The 19,258-nt window shown below is 57.9% G+C and carries 15 protein-coding genes; 6 read left to right on the top strand and 9 right to left on the bottom strand.

Annotated features, from left to right (window positions below; translation table 11 throughout):
- The first annotated feature begins 73 nt into the window (after positions 1–73).
- From CA85_RS09935 to CA85_RS09915, 5 genes are all read left to right on the top strand, one after another.
- Positions 74–1,255: a sulfatase-like hydrolase/transferase gene (locus CA85_RS09935; protein WP_146391180.1), complete on the top strand. Its 1,182-nt coding sequence runs from the start codon at positions 74–76 to the stop codon at positions 1,253–1,255.
- A 203-nt stretch (positions 1,256–1,458) separates the two neighbouring features.
- The gene (locus CA85_RS09930) at positions 1,459–2,685 is read left to right on the top strand and encodes a sialidase family protein (protein ID WP_146391179.1); all 1,227 of its coding nucleotides are present in this window, start codon (positions 1,459–1,461) and stop codon (positions 2,683–2,685) included.
- Positions 2,682–2,927 (top strand): sulfatase-like hydrolase/transferase, encoded by a 246-nt coding sequence (locus tag CA85_RS25645; protein ID WP_146391178.1) that lies wholly within the window; start codon positions 2,682–2,684, stop codon positions 2,925–2,927. The genes CA85_RS09930 and CA85_RS25645 overlap by 4 nt, the downstream gene beginning before the upstream one ends.
- 87 nt (positions 2,928–3,014) lie before the next feature.
- On the top strand, positions 3,015–3,860 hold the full coding sequence (locus CA85_RS09920; protein WP_146391177.1) for a hypothetical protein: 846 nt from the start codon (positions 3,015–3,017) through the stop codon (positions 3,858–3,860).
- Between the two features lie 222 nt (positions 3,861–4,082).
- A complete protein-coding gene (locus CA85_RS09915; RefSeq protein ID WP_146391176.1) occupies positions 4,083–5,276 on the top strand; it encodes an AGE family epimerase/isomerase in 1,194 nt (397 codons plus the stop codon).
- Positions 5,277–6,127: 851 nt separating this feature from the next.
- On the opposite strand, the gene CA85_RS09910 is transcribed toward CA85_RS09915, so the two are convergent.
- Both CA85_RS09910 and CA85_RS09905 read right to left on the bottom strand, forming a co-directional pair.
- Positions 6,128–7,294, bottom strand: a complete 1,167-nt coding sequence (locus CA85_RS09910; protein WP_246112659.1) for a DUF4272 domain-containing protein — start codon at positions 7,292–7,294, stop codon at positions 6,128–6,130.
- 2 nt (positions 7,295–7,296) lie between these two features.
- On the bottom strand, positions 7,297–7,740 hold the full coding sequence (locus CA85_RS09905; RefSeq protein WP_146391175.1) for a hypothetical protein: 444 nt from the start codon (positions 7,738–7,740) through the stop codon (positions 7,297–7,299).
- A gap of 193 nt (positions 7,741–7,933) precedes the next feature.
- On the opposite strand from CA85_RS09905, the gene CA85_RS09900 reads away from it, so the two are divergent.
- A complete protein-coding gene (locus CA85_RS09900) occupies positions 7,934–9,199 on the top strand; it encodes a GIY-YIG nuclease family protein (protein WP_146391174.1) in 1,266 nt (421 codons plus the stop codon).
- A gap of 113 nt (positions 9,200–9,312) precedes the next feature.
- On the opposite strand, the gene CA85_RS09895 is transcribed toward CA85_RS09900, so the two are convergent.
- From CA85_RS09895 to CA85_RS09860, 7 genes are all read right to left on the bottom strand, one after another.
- Positions 9,313–12,462 (bottom strand): DUF5060 domain-containing protein, encoded by a 3,150-nt coding sequence (locus CA85_RS09895; RefSeq protein ID WP_246112658.1) that lies wholly within the window; start codon positions 12,460–12,462, stop codon positions 9,313–9,315.
- 75 nt (positions 12,463–12,537) lie between these two features.
- The gene (locus tag CA85_RS09890) at positions 12,538–13,671 is read right to left on the bottom strand and encodes an isocitrate/isopropylmalate dehydrogenase family protein (RefSeq protein WP_146391173.1); all 1,134 of its coding nucleotides are present in this window, start codon (positions 13,669–13,671) and stop codon (positions 12,538–12,540) included.
- Between the two features lie 3 nt (positions 13,672–13,674).
- On the bottom strand, positions 13,675–13,977 hold the full coding sequence (locus CA85_RS09885) for a putative quinol monooxygenase (RefSeq protein WP_146391172.1): 303 nt from the start codon (positions 13,975–13,977) through the stop codon (positions 13,675–13,677).
- A 40-nt stretch (positions 13,978–14,017) separates the two neighbouring features.
- Positions 14,018–14,632 (bottom strand): 3-oxo-tetronate 4-phosphate decarboxylase, encoded by a 615-nt coding sequence (gene otnC / locus CA85_RS09880; protein WP_146391171.1) that lies wholly within the window; start codon positions 14,630–14,632, stop codon positions 14,018–14,020.
- A complete protein-coding gene (gene otnK, locus CA85_RS09875; protein ID WP_222435425.1) occupies positions 14,629–15,894 on the bottom strand; it encodes a 3-oxo-tetronate kinase in 1,266 nt (421 codons plus the stop codon). The genes otnC and otnK overlap by 4 nt, the downstream gene beginning before the upstream one ends.
- Positions 15,891–17,669: a cyclase family protein gene (locus tag CA85_RS25385; protein WP_222435424.1), complete on the bottom strand. Its 1,779-nt coding sequence runs from the start codon at positions 17,667–17,669 to the stop codon at positions 15,891–15,893. Before CA85_RS25385 ends, otnK begins: the two co-directional genes overlap by 4 nt.
- Positions 17,666–18,955 (bottom strand): MFS transporter, encoded by a 1,290-nt coding sequence (locus tag CA85_RS09860; RefSeq protein ID WP_146391170.1) that lies wholly within the window; start codon positions 18,953–18,955, stop codon positions 17,666–17,668. The genes CA85_RS25385 and CA85_RS09860 overlap by 4 nt, the downstream gene beginning before the upstream one ends.
- Positions 18,956–19,258 lie beyond the last annotated feature (303 nt).

The following is a 19,258-nucleotide window of genomic DNA, read 5'->3' as shown; positions in this document are numbered from 1 at the left end:
CTGCTCAGTGGAGTGTGGGATGCTGTCTATGAGAACTGGCTCCAGTCAAAACTGACCGTCGGCGACCTTATCAATTTGGAAACAGCGTGATGCAGGACTCGTCGAGCGCATCAAGCGGATCGCACCCGAAGCGGGGTATTACACGGGCTTCCTCGGCAAGACACACATCAATCCGAAGAGGCTGGTGGAAGACTATGTCGACCATCGCGCCATTGCGTCCTCAAATTTTTCCAAGACCATCAGTATTGAGGATTACGCCAATGAGGCGGGTGCTGTCATGCAGGAGGCTGCGGATCAGGATAAACCTTTTCTTTTGATCGTTAACTACGCCGATGCGCATCGGGAGTTTGTTGCGAAATCGAGGTCGGGGTTCCCGGCCAAGATGGTCGACGTCGAAATTGCTCCTTTCTCATGGATCGGGTCCGACTCACTGCACTTGCGGCAGGAGCTGAAAGACTACTTCAACTGCATGAACCGACTGGACGAAGCAGTCGGAATGGTGTTGGCAGATCTGGCGAAGTTCGAGGTGCGCGACAACACGCTAATCATCTATATCAGCGACCATGGAGCAGATTTTCCACGAGCCAAGGGCAGCGTCTACGAACATGGAGTGCGGATTCCGATGATTGTCAACTGTCCGAAGCGTTTTCCAGCGGGCAAGGTGGAGAATAAGATGGTTTCGACAATCGACATTCTCCCTACGATGTTGATTGCAGCAGGAATTCCTGTTCCCGATTCATTACCGGGGTTTGCGTTGCAGGACATCGATTCGGGCAAAGTGCCGCCGCGGAAGTATATTCACACTTTCACAACAGGTTCAGCACCCAGCCTGCTATACATGCAATTCGGAATTCGCGATGAACGTTACAAGCTGATCTATAATCCCGATCGAGATCCCAATCTGCTCGCTCAGTCTCGCTACACCAACAGCAAGCTGTCCAGTGATCAGTACGTCGAGAGTTTCCTGCATCCACCGGAGTACGAGTTGTTCGATCTTCGGGAGGACCCGGATGAATGGAATAATTTGGCCGAGAGTGAATCGCACGGCGCGATTAAACAGCGACTCATCAATGCTATGCAGCACTTCCAGCAAGAGATCCATGACCCGTTTATCGACAAGGCTAATGTCACAAAATTCATCAACGAGCAGAAAGAGTACCAGACCAAACCCTACAAGCGGGCTGACTTCCAATGGCCGCACCTCGATATGTTCCGCAGTGCCGGCAGCCTGGCTGCAGCACCGAGCCGTCAGTAGTAAGAACCTATCGGGCTGACCTAAACTGCGAAGAAGACCGGATCGAAGCCAGACAGACGGCTCCTGCTTCTGGTGTCTGCCGACATTGCGGAAGGTCGCTCTGATAGCTCAGCAGACGATTCACTTTCGACGCGCGCTGTTTCTTCAGACACGAGACATCGCTGACGCACCAATTTCCCTTCGACAAACCCTTTGAGTCCGTTATGATCATCCACAAAACAGTCGCCATGTGTTTGACACTCTGCTGTGGCATCGCGTCCGGTCAGGTGGCAAATACCCCGTACGATCAAGTCACGGTTTTCCGTAGTGGCAACGAAGGCTACAACGTATTTCGTATTCCGGCCATTGTCGCTGCCGCCAACGGTGATTTATTGGCGTTCTGCGAAGCTCGGCAAGGAGGCGATGCGAGCGAGATTGATCTTGTTCTGAAACGCTCCAGCGACCGTGGTAAGACATGGGGGGCAATTGAGGTCGTCCAGCGGAGCGATGGTTTTCGTAGCTTGTACGAGGATCCGTCACGAGAGATCAGTGTCGGCAATCCTACACCAGTAGTCGATCATCTGGACCCCGAACACGCAGGCCGTGTCTGGCTGCCGTTCACGGTCGAGAATGATCGCGTCTTTGTGACCTACAGCGATGACCATGGGAGGACTTGGGCGGATCACGTCGAGCTGACCGAGAAAGTCAAAAGGCCGGAGTGGGGGTGGTACGCTCCGGGGCCGGTGCACGCAATTCAAATCCAACGCGGAACGCACAAAGGACGGCTTGTCGTTCCCTGCGACCATCGCCTCGGTGACGACGGGGCCGACAGGGGTGCCAACGGTGTTCATGCAATTTTGAGTGACGACCACGGCAAGACGTGGCAGATCGGAGCGGTTGACGATACCTACGAAGATGATCTGCATGCCAACGAGACGACGGTCGTTGAGCTGAACGATGGGCGACTGTATTTCAACACCCGCGATCACAACGGAGCGGCTCGGGGCTCACGCGGTGACGCGTTCAGCAGTGACGGGGGCACGACGTTTGACCATTCGCCAGATGCTGAATACCTGTACTTTCAACCGTCGTCGCGGGTTCTCGACCCGCCGGTCGTTCAATGTTCGTTGCTACGCGCGGGATCGACACTTAGCGGTGACGCGATCGATTTGATCCTGTTTGCTGGCCCCGACGAGAATGGCCCCAGTGGCAAAGGTCGTAGCGATCTGCGGATTCGGTATTCAGTCGATGAGACAAAGACCTGGCACGACGGTCCGCTGATTCATACCGGGCCGGCTGCCTACAGTGACTTGGTTCGGCTCGATGCAGATCAATACGGTGTTCTGTTTGAAGCGGGAAAAGACAACCCTTACGAATCGATTGTCTTCGCGGTCGTGACACAATCGCAAGTGACGATGAACGAAGCCCAGAATAGTAAGCAAACGCGATGAAGCGGCCAAGTGTTTTTCATGCAGTGATTTGCATCGCGTGGACGGTAACGTTATGTGCGCAGGCCCTTCGCATGGAAGTGTTTGCGGCGATGGTGACGGAAATGGATATGGCGATTGGTCGAGTCGTGTCGGCCCTCGAGGATGCCGGTTCGATCGACAACACGCTCTTGGTATTCGTTTCAGACAATGGCGGTTCAAATGAAGGTCTTTTGCAAACACGATCTATCCGGCACAGAACCTGAGACCTTGACGGAGATGGTTGCGAGCTACGAGACGTCGGCCGAATGGATTGGCGTCGTCCCATGGCACAGGCTAGACGGAAAACAGGAATGAAAATTGAACCCCTCAATGCAGGCACCCTGCCTGCCACATTCATGAAAGAGACGATGAAGCAATCCCTGCATATCCTGCTCTTGCTCGCAGCGGTCACGACATCCACACTCGCGACCGCTGAGGATTTGCTGTCGTGGAGCGAACTACCATCGATGCCAGATGAGCTTGGCTTTGCAGGTCCGTTTGTTGGGGTTCAAAACGATGCGATGATCGTGGCTGGAGGTGCCAACTTTCCCAAGCCAGTTTGGGAGAGCGACAAGGTCTGGCATGATCGTATCTTCGTGATGGCGCGAGACGGAGACGGCTACACGTGGAAGGACGGCGGCACACTCGATCGTGCAATCGCCTACGGGACATCCGTTTCTACGAGTGAGGGGTTAGTCTGCTTTGGTGGGAATGATGCCGAAGAAACGTTGGACGACGTCTTTCTGTTGAGCTGGGACCCTGAGACCGAACAGATTGGGACGACAGTGTATCCGTCGCTACCCAAACCGTGCGCGTTTACTGCGGCCACGAGGATCGGCGATGTGATTTATCTGGCGGGAGGACAAAGTGGCCAATCGCTGGAAACAGCCATGACGAATTTCTGGTCGCTCGATCTATCTAAGAAGCGATCGGAAGACGAGTTCGTTTGGAAAGGACTGCCGGCGTGGCCTGGGCCACCGCGAGCGTTGAACCTAACCGTCAGCCAGCGCGATGGGTACAACGACTGCGTGTACGTTATCAGTGGGCGGCGTCAGAATGGGCCAGCGGAAGAGCAATCCAGCTATGAATTCCTTCGCGACGTGTGGGAGTTCAATGCAGTTTGTTCATGGGCGTGCTCGGTGGACTGTTTGTGCTAGGTGGTACAACAACGCGAGCCAACTCCACTGGCGCCTTGACGGGTGCGTTGGTCGGCGCGGCGGTCATGTTCGGCCTCTGGAAATTCACCGCAGTCAACGGGTACCTGTACACGGCATGTGGAATCACAACGTGATTTGTCGTCGGTTGCATGACAAGTCTCGTTTCACAAAAACCCGTTGGCGACCTGATCGACGATACTGTTTCTAATTGAGAGAACCTGAATGAATGAATCTCGGCGAAAAGAGCTCGTTGCCATTTATCGTGATGGATTGCTGAACGACACGCTGCCGTTTTGGATCAATCATTGTGTTGATCGCGAACATGGCGGTTTCATGATGTCGCTCGATCGAGACGGAACCGTGATCGATACCGACAAGGGGATCTGGCAACAGGCCCGCTTCACCTGGTTGCTCGGCGAGTTGTACAACAATGTTGAGCCGCGTGAGCAGTGGCTCGAACTAGCCAAGCACGGCGCTCGATTTCTCGATGATTGTTGTTTTGATCCGTCAGACGGTCGGATGTGGTTCCACGTCACTCGAGAAGGAAAACCAATTCGCAAACGCCGCTATGCGTTTTCAGAAAGTTTCGCATCGATCGCCTACGGTGAGCTCTTCCGGGCGACCGGCGATGAGCAATACGCGGAAAAAGCAAGACGCACCTTCCAGCGATTTGTCGATCACAACCTCCATCCTCAGGGTGTCGAGCCAAAATTCACTTCGACAAGGCCTACTCGCAGTATCGGGTTTCCGATGATTGCGCTCGTAACCGCGCAAGAGCTTCGAGAATCGATTGGCCTGCCCGATGCCGATGCGTGGATCGACCGTAGCATTGAAGATGTCCGCCGTTTTCATTTAAAGGAAGACATTCATTGCGTCATGGAAACCGTCAGCCCGACCGGTGATATGATCGACCACTTCGACGGTCGCCTGCTCAATCCTGGGCACGCGATCGAGGGTGCATGGTTCATCATGCAAGAAGGAAAGCTCCGAGGAGACGCCTCACTCATCCATACCGGTTGCCAGATGCTCGATTGGATGTGGCACCGAGGTTGGGATCAGAAGTACGGCGGTATGCTGTACTTTGTCGACGTCAACGGTCGTCCGGTTCAGGAGTACTGGCACGACATGAAATTTTGGTGGCCACAAAACGAGACGATCATCGCCACACTGCTCGCCCATGAGCTCACCGGTGAAACTAAGTATGCCAACTGGCACCGAATGATTCACGACTGGACGCATGAGCGTTTCCCGGATCGAGAGCATGGCGAATGGTACGGATATCTCCATCGCGACGGCCGCATCAGCTCAGAACTCAAAGGCAACCTCTGGAAAGGCCCCTTTCACATGCCACGCATGCAACTTACCTGCTGGCAAATGCTTGCTAAAGCAAGCGACGCGGAAAGCTCGGACGGGTGAGTTGAGTAAGTAGGGCCGGTTCCTACCGGCCACACGCGCCGGCGTTTCAACGCATTTCGGGGGTGACGATGCCAAGGAGTGTGAGCGTTGCTCGATGGGAGCACCTGCAGCGGATGGCCGGTGGGAACCGGCCCTACGTGCACATCGGCGTTGTCGACGGCCTGAACGGACAGGCCTCCTTGATCCAACAATCGCGGTCGGGCAAGGGTGCGGTTCCTACCGGCCACGCGCGCCGGTGTTTCAACGCATTTCGGGGGTGACGATGCCAAGGAGTGTGAGCGTTGCTCGATGGGAACACCCGCAGCGGATGGCCGGTGGGAACCGGCCCTACGTGCACATCGGCGTTTTCGACGGCGACGATGGCCTGAACGGACAGGCCTCGTTGATCTGACAATCGCGGTCGGGCAAGGGTGCGGTTCCTACCGGCCACACGCGCCGGTGTTTCAACGCATTTCGGGGGTGACGATGCCAAGGAGTGTGAGCGTTGCTCGATGGGAACACCCGCAGCGGATGGCCGGTGGGAACCGGCCCTACGTGCACATCGGCGTTTTCGACGGCGACGATGGCCTGAACGGACAGGCCTCGTTGATCTGACAATCGCGGTCGGGCAAGGGTGCGGTTCCTACCGGCCACACGCGCCGGTGTTTCAACGCATTTCGGGGGTGACGATGCCAAGGAGTGTGCTCGTTGCTCGATGGGAACACCCGCAGCGGATGTCCGGTGGGAACCGGCCCTACGTGCACATCGGCGTTTTCGACGGCGACGATGGCCTGAACGGACAGGCCTCCTTGATCTGACAATCGCAGTCGGGCGAGGATGCGGTTCCCACCGGCCAGGCGCGCTGGCGGGGCTCAGGCGCAGCCGCTCTCGACCCAGTCCACGGTTGCGTCCCAGTTTGATCGCGAGGGATCGACCACGTCGGATGACTCTGGATTCGCAACGCGGTTCGGAGTCGCTGGAGCCAATCGACAGATCCATGCCAGGGCCGTCAGCCTTTCACAGACGATGCCGGGATCCAAGACCTGTGCATTAGCGATCTGGGATGGTTCCTGGCCGCCCTGCTGGATTGCGACAATCGCCTGCAGCGCCTGATAGTGCAGTTCGGCGGCGTCGAGTAGCTCGGAGGTGCTCCGAAGTCTGGCTTGCTCAACGATTTCGACATCGGGGAGATCAATCATCAATCGCGTCGTCGCGGTGAGGTCGGCACGCTCATCGGGCCATGGCAATTCGAATTGCATCGACAGTGCCCATTGCAATGTCGCCAAACCTTCGTACCGCCAGATCATGGATTGCGCTGCAGCGGACGCGTTTGCTTGATGCGTGGCAGCGGTTGTTGGCGAGCCAGGTGCATCGTCGAAAAAGACTCTTTCCTGGGGCGACATGGCGTCGTAGCCCAACGGGCAGCGTTTTCGCATCCGCAGTGCATCGATTGGTTGCCCGCTGAGAATGGACTCGCCTCGGGTCGCTACCAGAAAGAGGGCTAAGGCCCGCCGCGCCACCTCGGCAGGATCGACGGGTGTGATCTCGTGCTCGCCCCGCACGGGCAGAAAACCCTCGACCGGCTCGACCATTCGGTTCCGCAGCATCATCGCCGCTTCGCCTTGTCGCTGGCGTGCATCGACTGGAAACGGGATCACCGCGAGTGGATCGGGGCTGGCCGACGGTTCTTCGAACAGGACGCGGCCGGCAGGGTCGAGGATGCGTAGATCTGGGGTGACCCAAATCACGTTGGCTTGCCATGCCCAGGATTCGCAGTTTGCCCGGTCAACATCGCTCTGATCTGCAAGCGGGTACACGTGCTGGCACCGCTGCAGATGCTCGCAGATCGGGTGCACGATCGCTTGGTCACGGCGTGGCGGCTGCGACAGCCACTGTACGATTTCGCCCGCGCGATCGAGTGCGGCATCTGGATGGGCTCGGCGGAGCCCTCCAGGCGGCTCGGGCGGAGCCACCAGGGTGGAGAATGCGAGGGTTTCGCGGACTTGGGGAACAACTGCTGGCAATTGTTCAGCGCTCACGCTCAACCCACGCCCCATTTCTCTTGGAACCACGCCACCCGGTCAGCTCGACGGGGGCTGTAGTTCGCGGTCGGCTTGAATTTCTCTCGCTTGAGGAAACTGATCATGGACGCAGCGGGAACCTGTGCATGCTGCGTGATCGCGTCAGTGGTTTCCGCGTCGGGTTTCCAGTTGTAGAGGATCGCTTTTTCGCGTTCGAACCATTCGTCGAGGTATTGGGCATCGGTGGAACTGACGACGACATGTTCGTATTCCTTTTTGCACAGAAATCCAAGCATCCGGCCCGCCATCTCGCGGGTGCGTGCTTGATCCCCATCGCAGGTTGCCGACGCAACGTTCCACACGGAGGTAAAACCATGCTCGTCGACGTCATCTTTATTGTATTGAAGCGTGACTTCGGGAACGACTTCGCTCTTTTCAGCTTCTTCGGTCGGCTCGGTGGTCATATCGTCTGAAAACACTCATCGAGGGGAAGGTGCGAGGGATTCGAAAGCTAATTAGAGGCAAAAAACGTCTCCGCGAGAAGCCCCCGCCCCAATTCAACTTGGCATTCTCGCCCGGACACGGCATAATCAGACGTTGCTGAGGTCACTTTGGACACTCGCACGGCAAGCCCCCACGGATTTGGCAACTGCGCCGATGGCACGGAAACGGACATCCCAATCGCGACCCATTTTCGATCCGGCGAGCGATCAGTCGCCCGTCGCTGGCAGCGGTTTCGGTACCAATCCGCTGGACCCCTACGCTGCTGAGGACGCCGTCAGCGGCGGCCTCCAGAGTCGTCCGAATGAGATCATCGGCGGGGATTCCCGCCGGGAGCTACGCGAACAAGTCCAGGCATTGTGCCCGCCGGTGCCGGGAGTGTATGGCATGTTCGATCGCACCGGCGAACTGATTTACGTCGGCAAGAGCAGCTCGCTGAGGAATCGGTTGTTGAGCTACTTCGGCCAATCGGCGGCAGGCGAAAAGGCGGGCCGAATTATCGAGAATGCCCGCGCGATCGAGTGGGAGACGCAGCCCAGCGATTTCGCTGCCCAGCTCCGGGAACTGGAGTTGATCCGCCGCTTCATTCCCCGATTCAATGTGCAGGGGGTCCCCCAGCGGCAACGGCCTGTCTATTTATGCTTGGGCCGAAAACCCGCTGAGACATTCTTTCTCGCCAACTCACCCCCCGAGAAGGACCTCGTCGCAGTCGAAGGACCATTCTATGGCGTCGGGCGGATGAGCCGGGTGGTCGACGCCCTCAACAAAACTTTCCGCCTGCGAGACTGCAGCAATCAGACCCCGTTTCTCTACGCGGACCAAATGTCACTGTTCGACCTGCAGCCGCGAGCGGGCTGTCTGCGGCTGGAGATCGGAACCTGCCTCGGCCCCTGTGCCGCTGCCTGCTCACGGCAAGAGTATCTCCAGCGTGTCAACGAAGCTGAGAGCTTTCTCGATGGGTTCCACAGCGAACCCATCACAGCCACTCAAGAGATCATGGAAGCGGCGGCGGCGAATCGCCAATACGAACTCGCCGCGCGAGCCCGTGACACGCTACGGTCACTCAACTATGCCCAGAAAAAACTTGGGAATCTGGCGGAGGCGCGAGAACACTACTCATTCATCTATGCCGCGACCGGCTACGACGGCCGCGCGATCTGGTACCTGATCCGCCGCGGCGAGGTGGTCGATGTTGCTGCCGCGCCCACGGACACGGCAGCGTACCGAAATCTCAAACCGCGTCTGAAACAGTGGGCGGTGCGGCTGACAGCCCCGAGCAGTCGCACGGTTTCTGACTACCCCTACACAGTTTCGATTGTCGCATCTTGGTTCCGAAAACATCGCGGCGAACTCAAGCAAACGTTTGCACCGGAGTCCGCCGGCCGTCGGTACAGGCATCTCACCCGAGTCGCGGCCGGGTGAGCAGGACTAAGCTGAACCTGCAATGGGAGGTTCGAATAATCGTGCATAGCGATCGGTACGGCTGGCGCGACGTCGTGAGCGCGTCGCGCCAGCATCAGAGGATGCTCGGGAACCTAGTTCTGCTCCCGCTGCACCACGACCAACCAATCTTCAGCCGCGTCCTCAGGCGGCATTCCCAGCGACACATTCTGGCCGCCTTCGACCTTCTCAACACTGCCGCTTGAGAGCTCGCCACCGGTGCGTGGGTTGAACCAGGACACACTGAATTCACCTTGGGTGCTACTCAAATCCAATTCAGCTTCACCACCACTGGCGAGATAAACGAGATAAAGCTCATCCTCTTTGGCGAAACAGAATCGGGTAGGGGCATGCTTGGCGTTGCCGACGAGTTCGTCGGCGCTGCGCATCTCCCAGAACGGGATGTCGTGGTCGTGAAAGAACTCGATCGCGATGCGGCAATAGTCCCAGCTCTGGTCGCGGCTCCGCCAATCCTCGCAGACGATGTCATTCTGGTCGAACTGGTATCCAAAGTAATATTCGCAACCTGCGCCGCCGCCCATGAGCGTGCCCCAGAGGGTTTGCTTGCGCACCTTGTGCTGGGTGTAGACCATCTTGCCCGAGCGGTCATGACCGTCGAAGCCGTTGTAGCCGAGGTCAGGACACTGGGCATGAGCCGCAGTACCGGACTCGTCGAACGCCACCACCCAAGGTTTGCCCGCCGCTGCCGACGCCTCAACCCATCGAATGGTTTGCGCGTGGGTTGTCTCCAAGCTGCTGTTCTGCAGCGACACCCCGGTTAGCTGGGACTGGTCGCCGAGCAACGGCTCGTAAACCTTGTCCTGTTGATTGGGGAAAGTGTGGATGACGATGTTGTGACCATACGGATCCAGCTCAACGATGTAGTCCATCATCGCATTGACTTGGTCCGTCGTCTGGGTGTTCTCTTCGCCCAGGTTCCAGTTCAGTGCCAGGTTGTGGCCGAACCGAGCGATCAGTTCGCGGCAGTACAGCTTTCGCTGGACCCCTAGTTCACCGCCATCGAGCGATTCAGGAACACGGCCACCGTTCTTGCCGGTACCACGTGTGTGGTCATCGATTTCGGTCTCCTGCATCTTGAAGTGCAGGTACATTCCCATGGCGGTCCCGTGATCAAAGACGGTTCCCCACTGATCGAGCTTGCTGCAGTCATAATGCAGTTTGTCATCGCGATGAATGAATGGCCAAACATTGTCGCCATCGCCACCGGCGTTGTAGGTCAAGAACGAAAACGCGTTACAGCCTTTGCCCGACAAGTAGTTCACGGCACCGATCAATCCCTTGCCTTTGCCGTCCTGCCATGTGGGGTCTCCTTGCTTCCAGTCTTGAACATGAGCGGACCAGGTTTTCAGGGGGGCCTTTCTGGCGTTGCCTGCGATGGTGTTGTCAAAGTCAGCATAGGCAAGAAGTGTTTCCGGCGCGTCGGCACCGGCTTTGAGAAAATACTCTTTCGATCCAGCGAACTGGAGGTAGTGTTTGCCGACATATTTCAGCCGGCCGTGGGCGCGGAGGTCGCGTCCCTGTTTATCCGATGCGGTCACGGCAAAACTGCCCCGTTTGCCATTAAAGCTAGCGAGCGGCTTGGCAGGTGCACCGGCATCGAGAGCCGCCTGATCGCCTTGGACGAACGAAACCTCGTAGGTCCACTCGCCGGGTTGGTCCGGAGCGAACAACGCCCGCCATACCGTTCCATCTTGGGCGGAGGTCTCCGCTGCGTTTCCGTCGGCGGCAAAGTAGCCTGGGACAGTGACGTGTTTGCCGCTGGGGTGCGTAAACGTCACTGTCATGCGATTGTCGGTAAAAGGATTGGGCGCATTGTCTTGCTCGTGAGCATAGGGGCCCTTGAGATCCAGCGTCACCTTGTGCCACGTTTTCAGTTCGCCACTGATCTGCACGCTTGCGTCGCCATCGGGCTTGCGTGGTTGATGCAGCGGTTTAGAGCTGACCGGCGTCGTGGGGCTCGTGCGGGCAGTACGTGACGGCTTCGCTTGGGCACGTGCCTTCTGCTCAGCGAGATAGGGTTGCGCGGCTTTGCGAGTCTCAGCGTCAGCTGGAGTGAAGATGACTCCACTCCAACGAGCACGGCTGTGCTGGTCGCCGCCCACACTGCCTATCGTCGATGCGACCGTGACGATCGCCCCTTCGGTGATGTTCACGTTCTTCCAGGTGGTGTGAAATTTCTTGCCTTCCTGAGTCGTTCCTGTCGCGAGTGGCGAGTGATACTCTCCGATCTCGTCGTCATCGACGCGGACGACGTACATCGATCGCCCGTCATTCTCGCCGACGGTTTTGAGTGTCACATCGTAGCTACCCGTGGGGTATGGAAACGTGCGGGCTGCCGAACCTTTCTCGGCGTGGTCGGGATTGATCGCCATCCATTTCCCCCGATCCAGGTAGTACTCGCTCACCTTGCCATCGGCGAACATTGTCGCTGGCATATTCAGGGCGCTCGGAGCCCCACGCTGTTGCTTAGCTGGCGGCGACGATTTGGCTGCGGCAGCTTTGATAGAAGGGAGCGACCCAGCTTTCATTTCGGTTTCTGGCCCGCTCTGTTCTGGACGCTGGAAATCTCGGTTCTGGGTCATCAGCCATTTGTCAAACTCAAAACCGTCTTCTCGCATCGAGAACTCAATCGTATGCTCACCGGCCTCGGGGATATCGAGAAAGATTTTGTGTGGTTCTCCACAATGCACTTTGTCGGTGCGTTGCTTGCTCTCCCAACGCCAACCGTTCTTGCCTTGGCACCACTGCAATCTCTGGCCACTCTCAGGCCATTGTCCGTTCAATCCAACATGCAGTCCGTTGTCTTCACTGCCGGTGGAGAATGCTCGCGCCCAAACGTAATATCGGCCGGGGGTTTCAAAGTGGACCTTGTATGAGAGCACCGCCATCTTACCGGGCTGGGGTGAAAAGTTGGTGCCTTTGATCAGTTTATCCGCGTGCGTGCGACGCGAGTCCGGCAGGATCTCCAGGTAAGCACCACCGCTGGCGCCGTCGAGATGACTCGGGTCTCCGTCGGGTTGGACGTCGGCGACGGCGTCTTGGTGCGTCAGATAGAAGGCGCGGACATCCGTCTTGGTTTGGTCGAAAAAGTGTTCCGCTTCGACAGCAACCATGCCGTCTTTTTCGGCGAAGACGAGGCTTTCATCGGCTATCGGTTTCTGGGCGAACGTCGGCGGGCAACACGCCGCCATCAGCAGGATGAAGTTAAAGGTCATGCGATTCATGATGGATCTCACAGCGGTGGGGAGGGAAGGAGGTGTGGGGACGAAATAGTGAGACGAGTCTTTCAGTTTAAGTTTTCAAGTCACTGAGTGCTTCGGTGCGCCGAGTGATGTCGCTGGGGCGGCAATCGCGTCGGCAATCGCATGGGCAACGTCAGTCGTCGACGCGGTTCCACGGATGTCAGGCGTGCGGATGTGACCATTTGCTAAAACACGGGCGACGGCATCTTCGAGCCGCACCGCAGCGTCGCTGCAGACAGGGTCCTGATGGCGGTCTCCCAACCAATCGAGCATCATGGCCGCTGAGAGAATCGTGGCCATCGGATTGGCTACGTTCTTGCCAGCGATCTGCGGCGCGGTGCCATGGGACGGTTGGAACAGGGCGTGGTCTTCACCAATCTCTCCGGACGGCCCGAGTCCCAGTCCGCCGACAAGGCCGGCGCCGAGATCGGAGAGGATATCGCCGAATTGATTTTCCATGACGAGTACATCGAAATCCCAGGGATTCTGCACCATGTAGAGGCTCATGGCGTCGACGTACACCGCGTCGCTAGCAATGTCGGGATACGACTCGGCCACGTCCATGAAGACTTCGCGAAAGAACGCCATGCTGCGAAATACGTTCGCTTTGTCCACGCACGTGACCATCTTTTTCCCGTCGCTCGGACGTCCGCTGCGGCGCTGGGCCAAGCGAAAAGCGAAATCAGTGACGCGTGAGGTTCCCCCGCGGGTGATCACCATGGTATCGGTGGCAACCTCGCGGCCGACCTTGGCGCCGCCGCCAAAGGAGGCGAACAAACCTTCGAGATTTTCTCGGATGACAACGAAGTCAATCCCCGGACCATTGTCTTTCAGGACGCCCGGGGCACCAGGATAGAGCTTGACCGGTCGCACCGCCGAATGGACGTCAAGTGCTCGGCGCAGTCCCACCATCATCGTCGGCTGCACCTCGGTGCCGTCGGGAAACCGCACATCGGGTAGACCAATTGCCGACAACAGCACGGCGTCGGCGTCGACGCAGGCGGCCACAACGGGATCGGGAAGGGTCACACCGGATTCGCGATACAATTCCGCTCCCGCCCGATGAGACGTGATGGCAAACTGCAGGCCCGGGGTTTCAGATTGAAGGCGGTCCAGCACGATGCAGGTGGCATCCATGCATTCCGGGCCAATCCCGTCTCCGGGCAATGCGGCGATTTGATATGTCTTCATTGCCTAGTTCCTCAGCAATACCAAGCGGCGAACTTCTTTCGATTCGATCCACGGGGCGACCGTAGCATCGAAGTCAAGGAAGTGAGGTGTCTGTTTGTGATCAGCAAATGCTGCTGCGTCGGCGTAGGTTTCATACAAAGCGAATAGAGATGCATCGGACTCGTCATTGAGCACGTCGAACTGATAGCAACCTGGTTCTTTCTCAAGAGATTCGCTTGCCTGCTGCAGTACACGCGTTCGAAAGGAATCGACGTGTTCGGTCTTGATGTGAAAGGCGACCGAGATCGCGAAGGTGGGTTGGCTCATGTTGATTTTCAAAAGGTCGGAAACGGGGAATAGAAAATGCTCACAGGTTGGCAGCCTGTTCGGCAGTGAGATAACGGGTGGGGAGACCGCGAAGCATCAAAAATAGCTTGGCAGTTTCTTCGAGCTCTTCGATGGCGTAAACAGCTTGGTCCAGGTCGGCTGCGCCGATCACAGGACCGTGATTGGCGAGCAGGGCACCGCGTGAGGACCGCGCCGATTTGGCGACGGCATCCGCCAATTGCTCATCGCCGGGCGGAAAGTACGGAACCAGTGGCAGTTTGCCGACCCGCATGACAAAGTAGGCGGTGATCGGGGGGATCACGTTTTCGGGGTCAACATCGGCCAGACAGCTAACCGCGACCGACCATGTTGAGTGCAGGTGCACAACCGCTTGCTCGTTCGACCGCGAGCGGTAGTAGGCAAGATGCAGAAATGATTCCTTGGAGGGCGGTTTGCCCGAGAGCAGGTTGCCGACCGAATCCAATCGAGAAATTTCGTCTGGATCCAACCGTCCCAAGCAGCAGTTCGTCGGTGTCACCAGGATACCGTCGGGTAACCGCACACTCAGGTTACCCGAACTGCCCGCCGTCAATCCGCGCTCGTAGAGTGAGCGGCCGTGTTCGGACATTCGCTGCCGCAGTTCTCGCTCGCTCATGGTGCGGACTCCATTGCATCGAAGAAAAACCTGGGGCCGCCGAAATTGCCCGACTTCAATGCTAGACTCATCGTGGTATCTCCGATCGACGTTACCCAGGGCACGCCTGGGGCAATCTCTCTGCCGATCCGCACCGCAGTCACCCCCAGTGCACCGACGACGGTCCCGGATGTTTCTCCACCCGCGATGATCATTCTGCGGACGCCGCGATCACGTAGCCCAGTGGCAATGGACGCGAAGACGGACTCGGTTCTCGCGGCAGCTTCCCGATCGCCCCAGCGTTGGCGCGCCGCTTCCACGGCTTGTGGACATGATCCCGAGCTGATCAACAAGGGTTGCGATCCCTGTTCGGACCGAGACCAATGTTCGCTGCACCAACGGAGAGCGTCTTCAGCAAGCGATTCCGGCGTTGCGGAATCGGCAACAACGAGATGCAGAGCCGGGTGTTTTTTCTCAAAGAGGGCCGCTTGTTCGCGGGTCGCCTCCGAGCAGCTGCCTGCCAGAATCACGCAGGGACGCGTTGAACCTGCCGGCGGCTCGGAGCCCGGCGGCTCGAGGTCCGGCGGGCTGACCGAGCGACGCACCCCGATCGCATCCGCCCAATAACCCGCCACGGCGGATCCGCCCGTCAACAGCATGTGCTCGCTGGCGAGATCGGTCGCCGCACGCAAGTCATCGTCGTCGACAGCATCGACGATCCAGCGTGATGGTTCCCCGTCACCCGTTAGCTCACGCGGTGACCGCCAGCCCACTCGGTGCGGTGTCTGGGCTTGCAACACCCGAACGAGGTTACTATCTCGCATCGGATTGAGTGGATGATTCCGCATCCCGCTCTCGCTCAACGGCACCCCGTCCACGAACAAATGCCCGCAATGGACCGTGCGGCCATTCTCAGGGAATCCAGGGCAAAACAACAACGACTCCGCGCCGAGTTCATCAGCTAAACCATCGGCCACCTGGCCGATGTTGCCGTGCTCGGTCGAATCAAATGTGGAACAGTACTTAAAGAAGAAGCGATCCGCTCCCCAGGACTGCAGGAACTCCAACGCGGCCAGCGACAACTTCACTGCTTGTTCGGAATCAATCGAACGCGACTTCAAAGCCACCACGACAGCATCCGCTTCCTCGATACCAACACGCTGATCGGAGTCAGGAACTCCGAAACACTGAATCACTCGCCTGCCGGTGCGGACCAACATCGAGCTGAGGTCGGTGGCGCCGGTGTAGTCGTCGGCAATACAACCGAGTTGTTTGGATTTCACGACGCTCCCTCCTGATCAACTATCGCGATCGCCCTTAGCGGGCAACCGTCTCCGCCTTCCAGGTTCAGCGGCAAGGCGATGAATTCGAACTCGGATTGTTTAATTTGGTTCAGGTTCGCCAACCCTTCCACGATCACGACGCCGCCTCGAAACAACGTCTGATGCACGTCGGTCAGCTCCACCGGATTGTTGACGTCGGCGACCGAAGGCGGTTCGACGCCTATCAAGCTAACTGCCTTCTCAACGAGCCACTCGGCCAACTCGATCGAAATCCGTGGCAATTCGTCACGATAGGCGGCGGTCCCAAACCGGCGGTGCCAGTCGGTGCGAAAGATCAATCGATCCCCCGGGAAAACCTCGCCAATGCAATCCACCACGTCGCTGACGGTGATCAAGTGCCGTGGCGCCGTGTCAGGCAAATTCACTAACCTCGCGACGCCGCAGCACACCGATAGGTCTTGGGCGTCAAGAGTCTGCCCGCTCGGCAGAAAGTGCCTGGGGGCATCCATGTGCGTCCCGGCGTGGGAATACAGTGAGAGCGTTGTCGCATTCCAGCCATCGGTCGGAATCGTTTTACACGGCGTCATCTCGACACCAGGCATCTCGTTGGTGACCTTCAAGCTCAGATCGATCACCCGCCGCGCACCTGACTTGTTCCAATCGCGCTTGCCCGAATCACGCGAGGCCTCGGCAAGCGAGACGTCTCGGCCTGCCACGCTTACCGGCTGACGAAGCCGATTCGACTCGTAAGCCGCCTCGACCACCTGCAGCGTTCTGCGATACTGCGCCGGTGAGGTCTCGCAGGCGACCTGTCCATCGAGGACCTCGAGAAAATGTTCTTGGCAGGCGAACACGCAATCGCCAGCGAAGCCGGTTCGCGGCGGGGTGTAGTCGTGACGATAGGCGGTCTTGCCCAGCGGCGCGATCGTGATCACGCCGTCGGGAGCCAGGGCGATCGCACCCCCATCGGCCTCCACGCTGAGCCGACCGAAGGTGTACCGCGGGTCGTCACAATCCGGTTCGTTGTAGCGATTGGCATCCCAGACTGCTGTCACGCCGCTATCCATCTGCAATCTCAATAGACAGGCATCTTCGCCCGCGATCACTTCGTTGAGCCGGCGAAGTTCTGCCGAACAATCAGTGACCTCGCCTGCGAGATAGCGGAAGGTATCGATGAAGTGCACGCCGGTTTCGTGCACCAGCAATCGGGGCATCGTGCGGAAGTACGGTTGACGCCCCAGATACGCGTCGTCTCCCCAGCCATCACCCATCCGTGTTCGCATCGTGATCGTGTGCACCCTGCGGCCGATGACACCAGACTCGAGCAACGAATGAATCTCTCGATACCAGGGTTGAAAACGAAAGTTTTCGTGGACCATGAACGTGATATCGGTTGCCGACACCAGGTCCAGTATTTGCGTGGCTTCCGAAAAATCGTTCGCCAGCGGCTTTTGACAGATGATCGGCAATCGACGTTGGACCACCTGCTCGATCAGCTCCAAGCGATCGGTTGGGCCCGTCGCGATATCGACAAAGTCAATATCGTGCTGAGCAAGAGCATCGCTGACATCGGTGAAAACACGCTGGATCCCAAACTTCTCGGCCGCCGCATTGGCTCTCGCTTCATCGCGGTCGCACACCGCCACGATGCTCGCTCGATTCGTTCGTTGCCAAGCATCGAGGTGAAATTCACTGAAATATCCTGCGCCGATGAGAAGCCCGTTGCGGTGATTCGGTGAGGAAGATGACTGTGAGACTGAACACTGTGAACTCATTCGGTTGCCTCCTGCAGCGCGGTGGTGGGGTCAATCCGAAACCACATCACGATGGCGGCGACGTTCAGTGCCGCAGCGATGTAGAAAAACGGCAGCGGAGAACCGGTCCAGGCCAAGAGGTACGGAAATGCGAGCGAGGTCATGAAGGCACCGATATTGCCTGCCATATTCATTGTTCCCGACACTACCCCCGATCTCGATCGGCCGATGTCCACACAGGTGCTCCACGAAGGAGAGAGCGTCATGTCCGCTCCAAAAATACAGAGACTGAACCACATCGATGACGACAGGGGCGTTGATGCGTAGGCGCTGCCGACAATCCCAATCCCCGCTAATCCAAATCCGACGCATGCCGGCAAGCGACGCGACCAGCGCCACTTGCCCTGCGAGTACAAACGATCAACCCACCAACCAGCGGTCCAGTTCCCAATCGCGCCACAGACCATTGGTACGGCCGTGAAAAGACTCGCCTGCATGCCCGTCAAGCCGTATCGTGTCATCAGCTGCGGGAAAAACCATGTCAGTCCAAAGAAGAAGATGAAGTTCGACGCGAAATACTGCACACACAGTGCCCGGACATTGCCTGAGCGAAACAGCGTTTTCCCAAGCGAGGCTGCGGGGACCGCTGGGTCCGTTGAGACGACCGAATCGGGAGCCAACGAATCACTCTGCCGATTGGCCAGTATGTAGTTGCGTTCTTCCTCACTCAGCCAGGTGGCGTCGGCCGGGTCGTCACGAAAACACAGCAACCAAAAAATTGCCCATACGAACCCCACAAACATCAGGATCACGAAGGTGGGCCGCCAACCCCAGGCGGAGATTAATCCAGCTACCAATGGCAAGGTCACCGCGGCACCGATTCGTGAACCGGAGAAGTTGATCCCCTGGACCAATCCCCGTTCCTGCATGGGGATCCAAGAATACATCGCTCGAGCCATCCCGGGGAACGCTCCCGCCTCGCCCGCCCCAAACAAAAAGCGGACAATCAACATCGTCGCGAATGAACCTGCCGCTGCCGTTAATCCTGTGAAGACTGACCAAATCGCCACGATTGATGCCAACACCCGGCGCGGTCCCAAACGGTCGGCGAACGAACCAGCAGGCGTTTGAAAGAGGGCGTAGCCGAGTGAAAACGCAGCAAAGACCCAGCCCATCTGCTGGTCACTGAGCAGGAGATCATCCGCCACGTCCTGCTTCGCCGCCGAGATGCAGACACGATCGACGTACAGCAACACCGACAACAGGAACGTTGCCGCAACCAAGATCGATCGTGCAGGTAATCGCATCCAGGACGACTCATGAATCAAGCGGAAAAAATGCAGTGGGCTCGGGGGCCCGCCATTGAACGTGACTGGAGAACTCTAACCGAGACGAATCGACGGTTCCATTGTATAATTTCGTTTCTTTGTTCGAGTTAATTGAATGATGGGTTTTTGCTTTCACCGTCACTCGGGTCTTGCTCGCGTGCCAGGATCGTCGATCGGATAGGAGTGACTGGCGGAGCGGACGGATGACGTTGTCTGATCGGTGAGATACTGCCGTGCTTGCATCGGTGTGGCATCCCCATCACGGGTTTTTTGCTAACATAC

It is taken from the genome of Allorhodopirellula solitaria (genome assembly GCF_007859855.1).
Lineage (GTDB): Bacteria > Planctomycetota > Planctomycetia > Pirellulales > Pirellulaceae > Rhodopirellula > Rhodopirellula solitaria.
The sequence above is the reverse complement of the archived record's forward strand: the minus strand, read 5'-3'. Positions and strand labels throughout refer to the sequence as shown.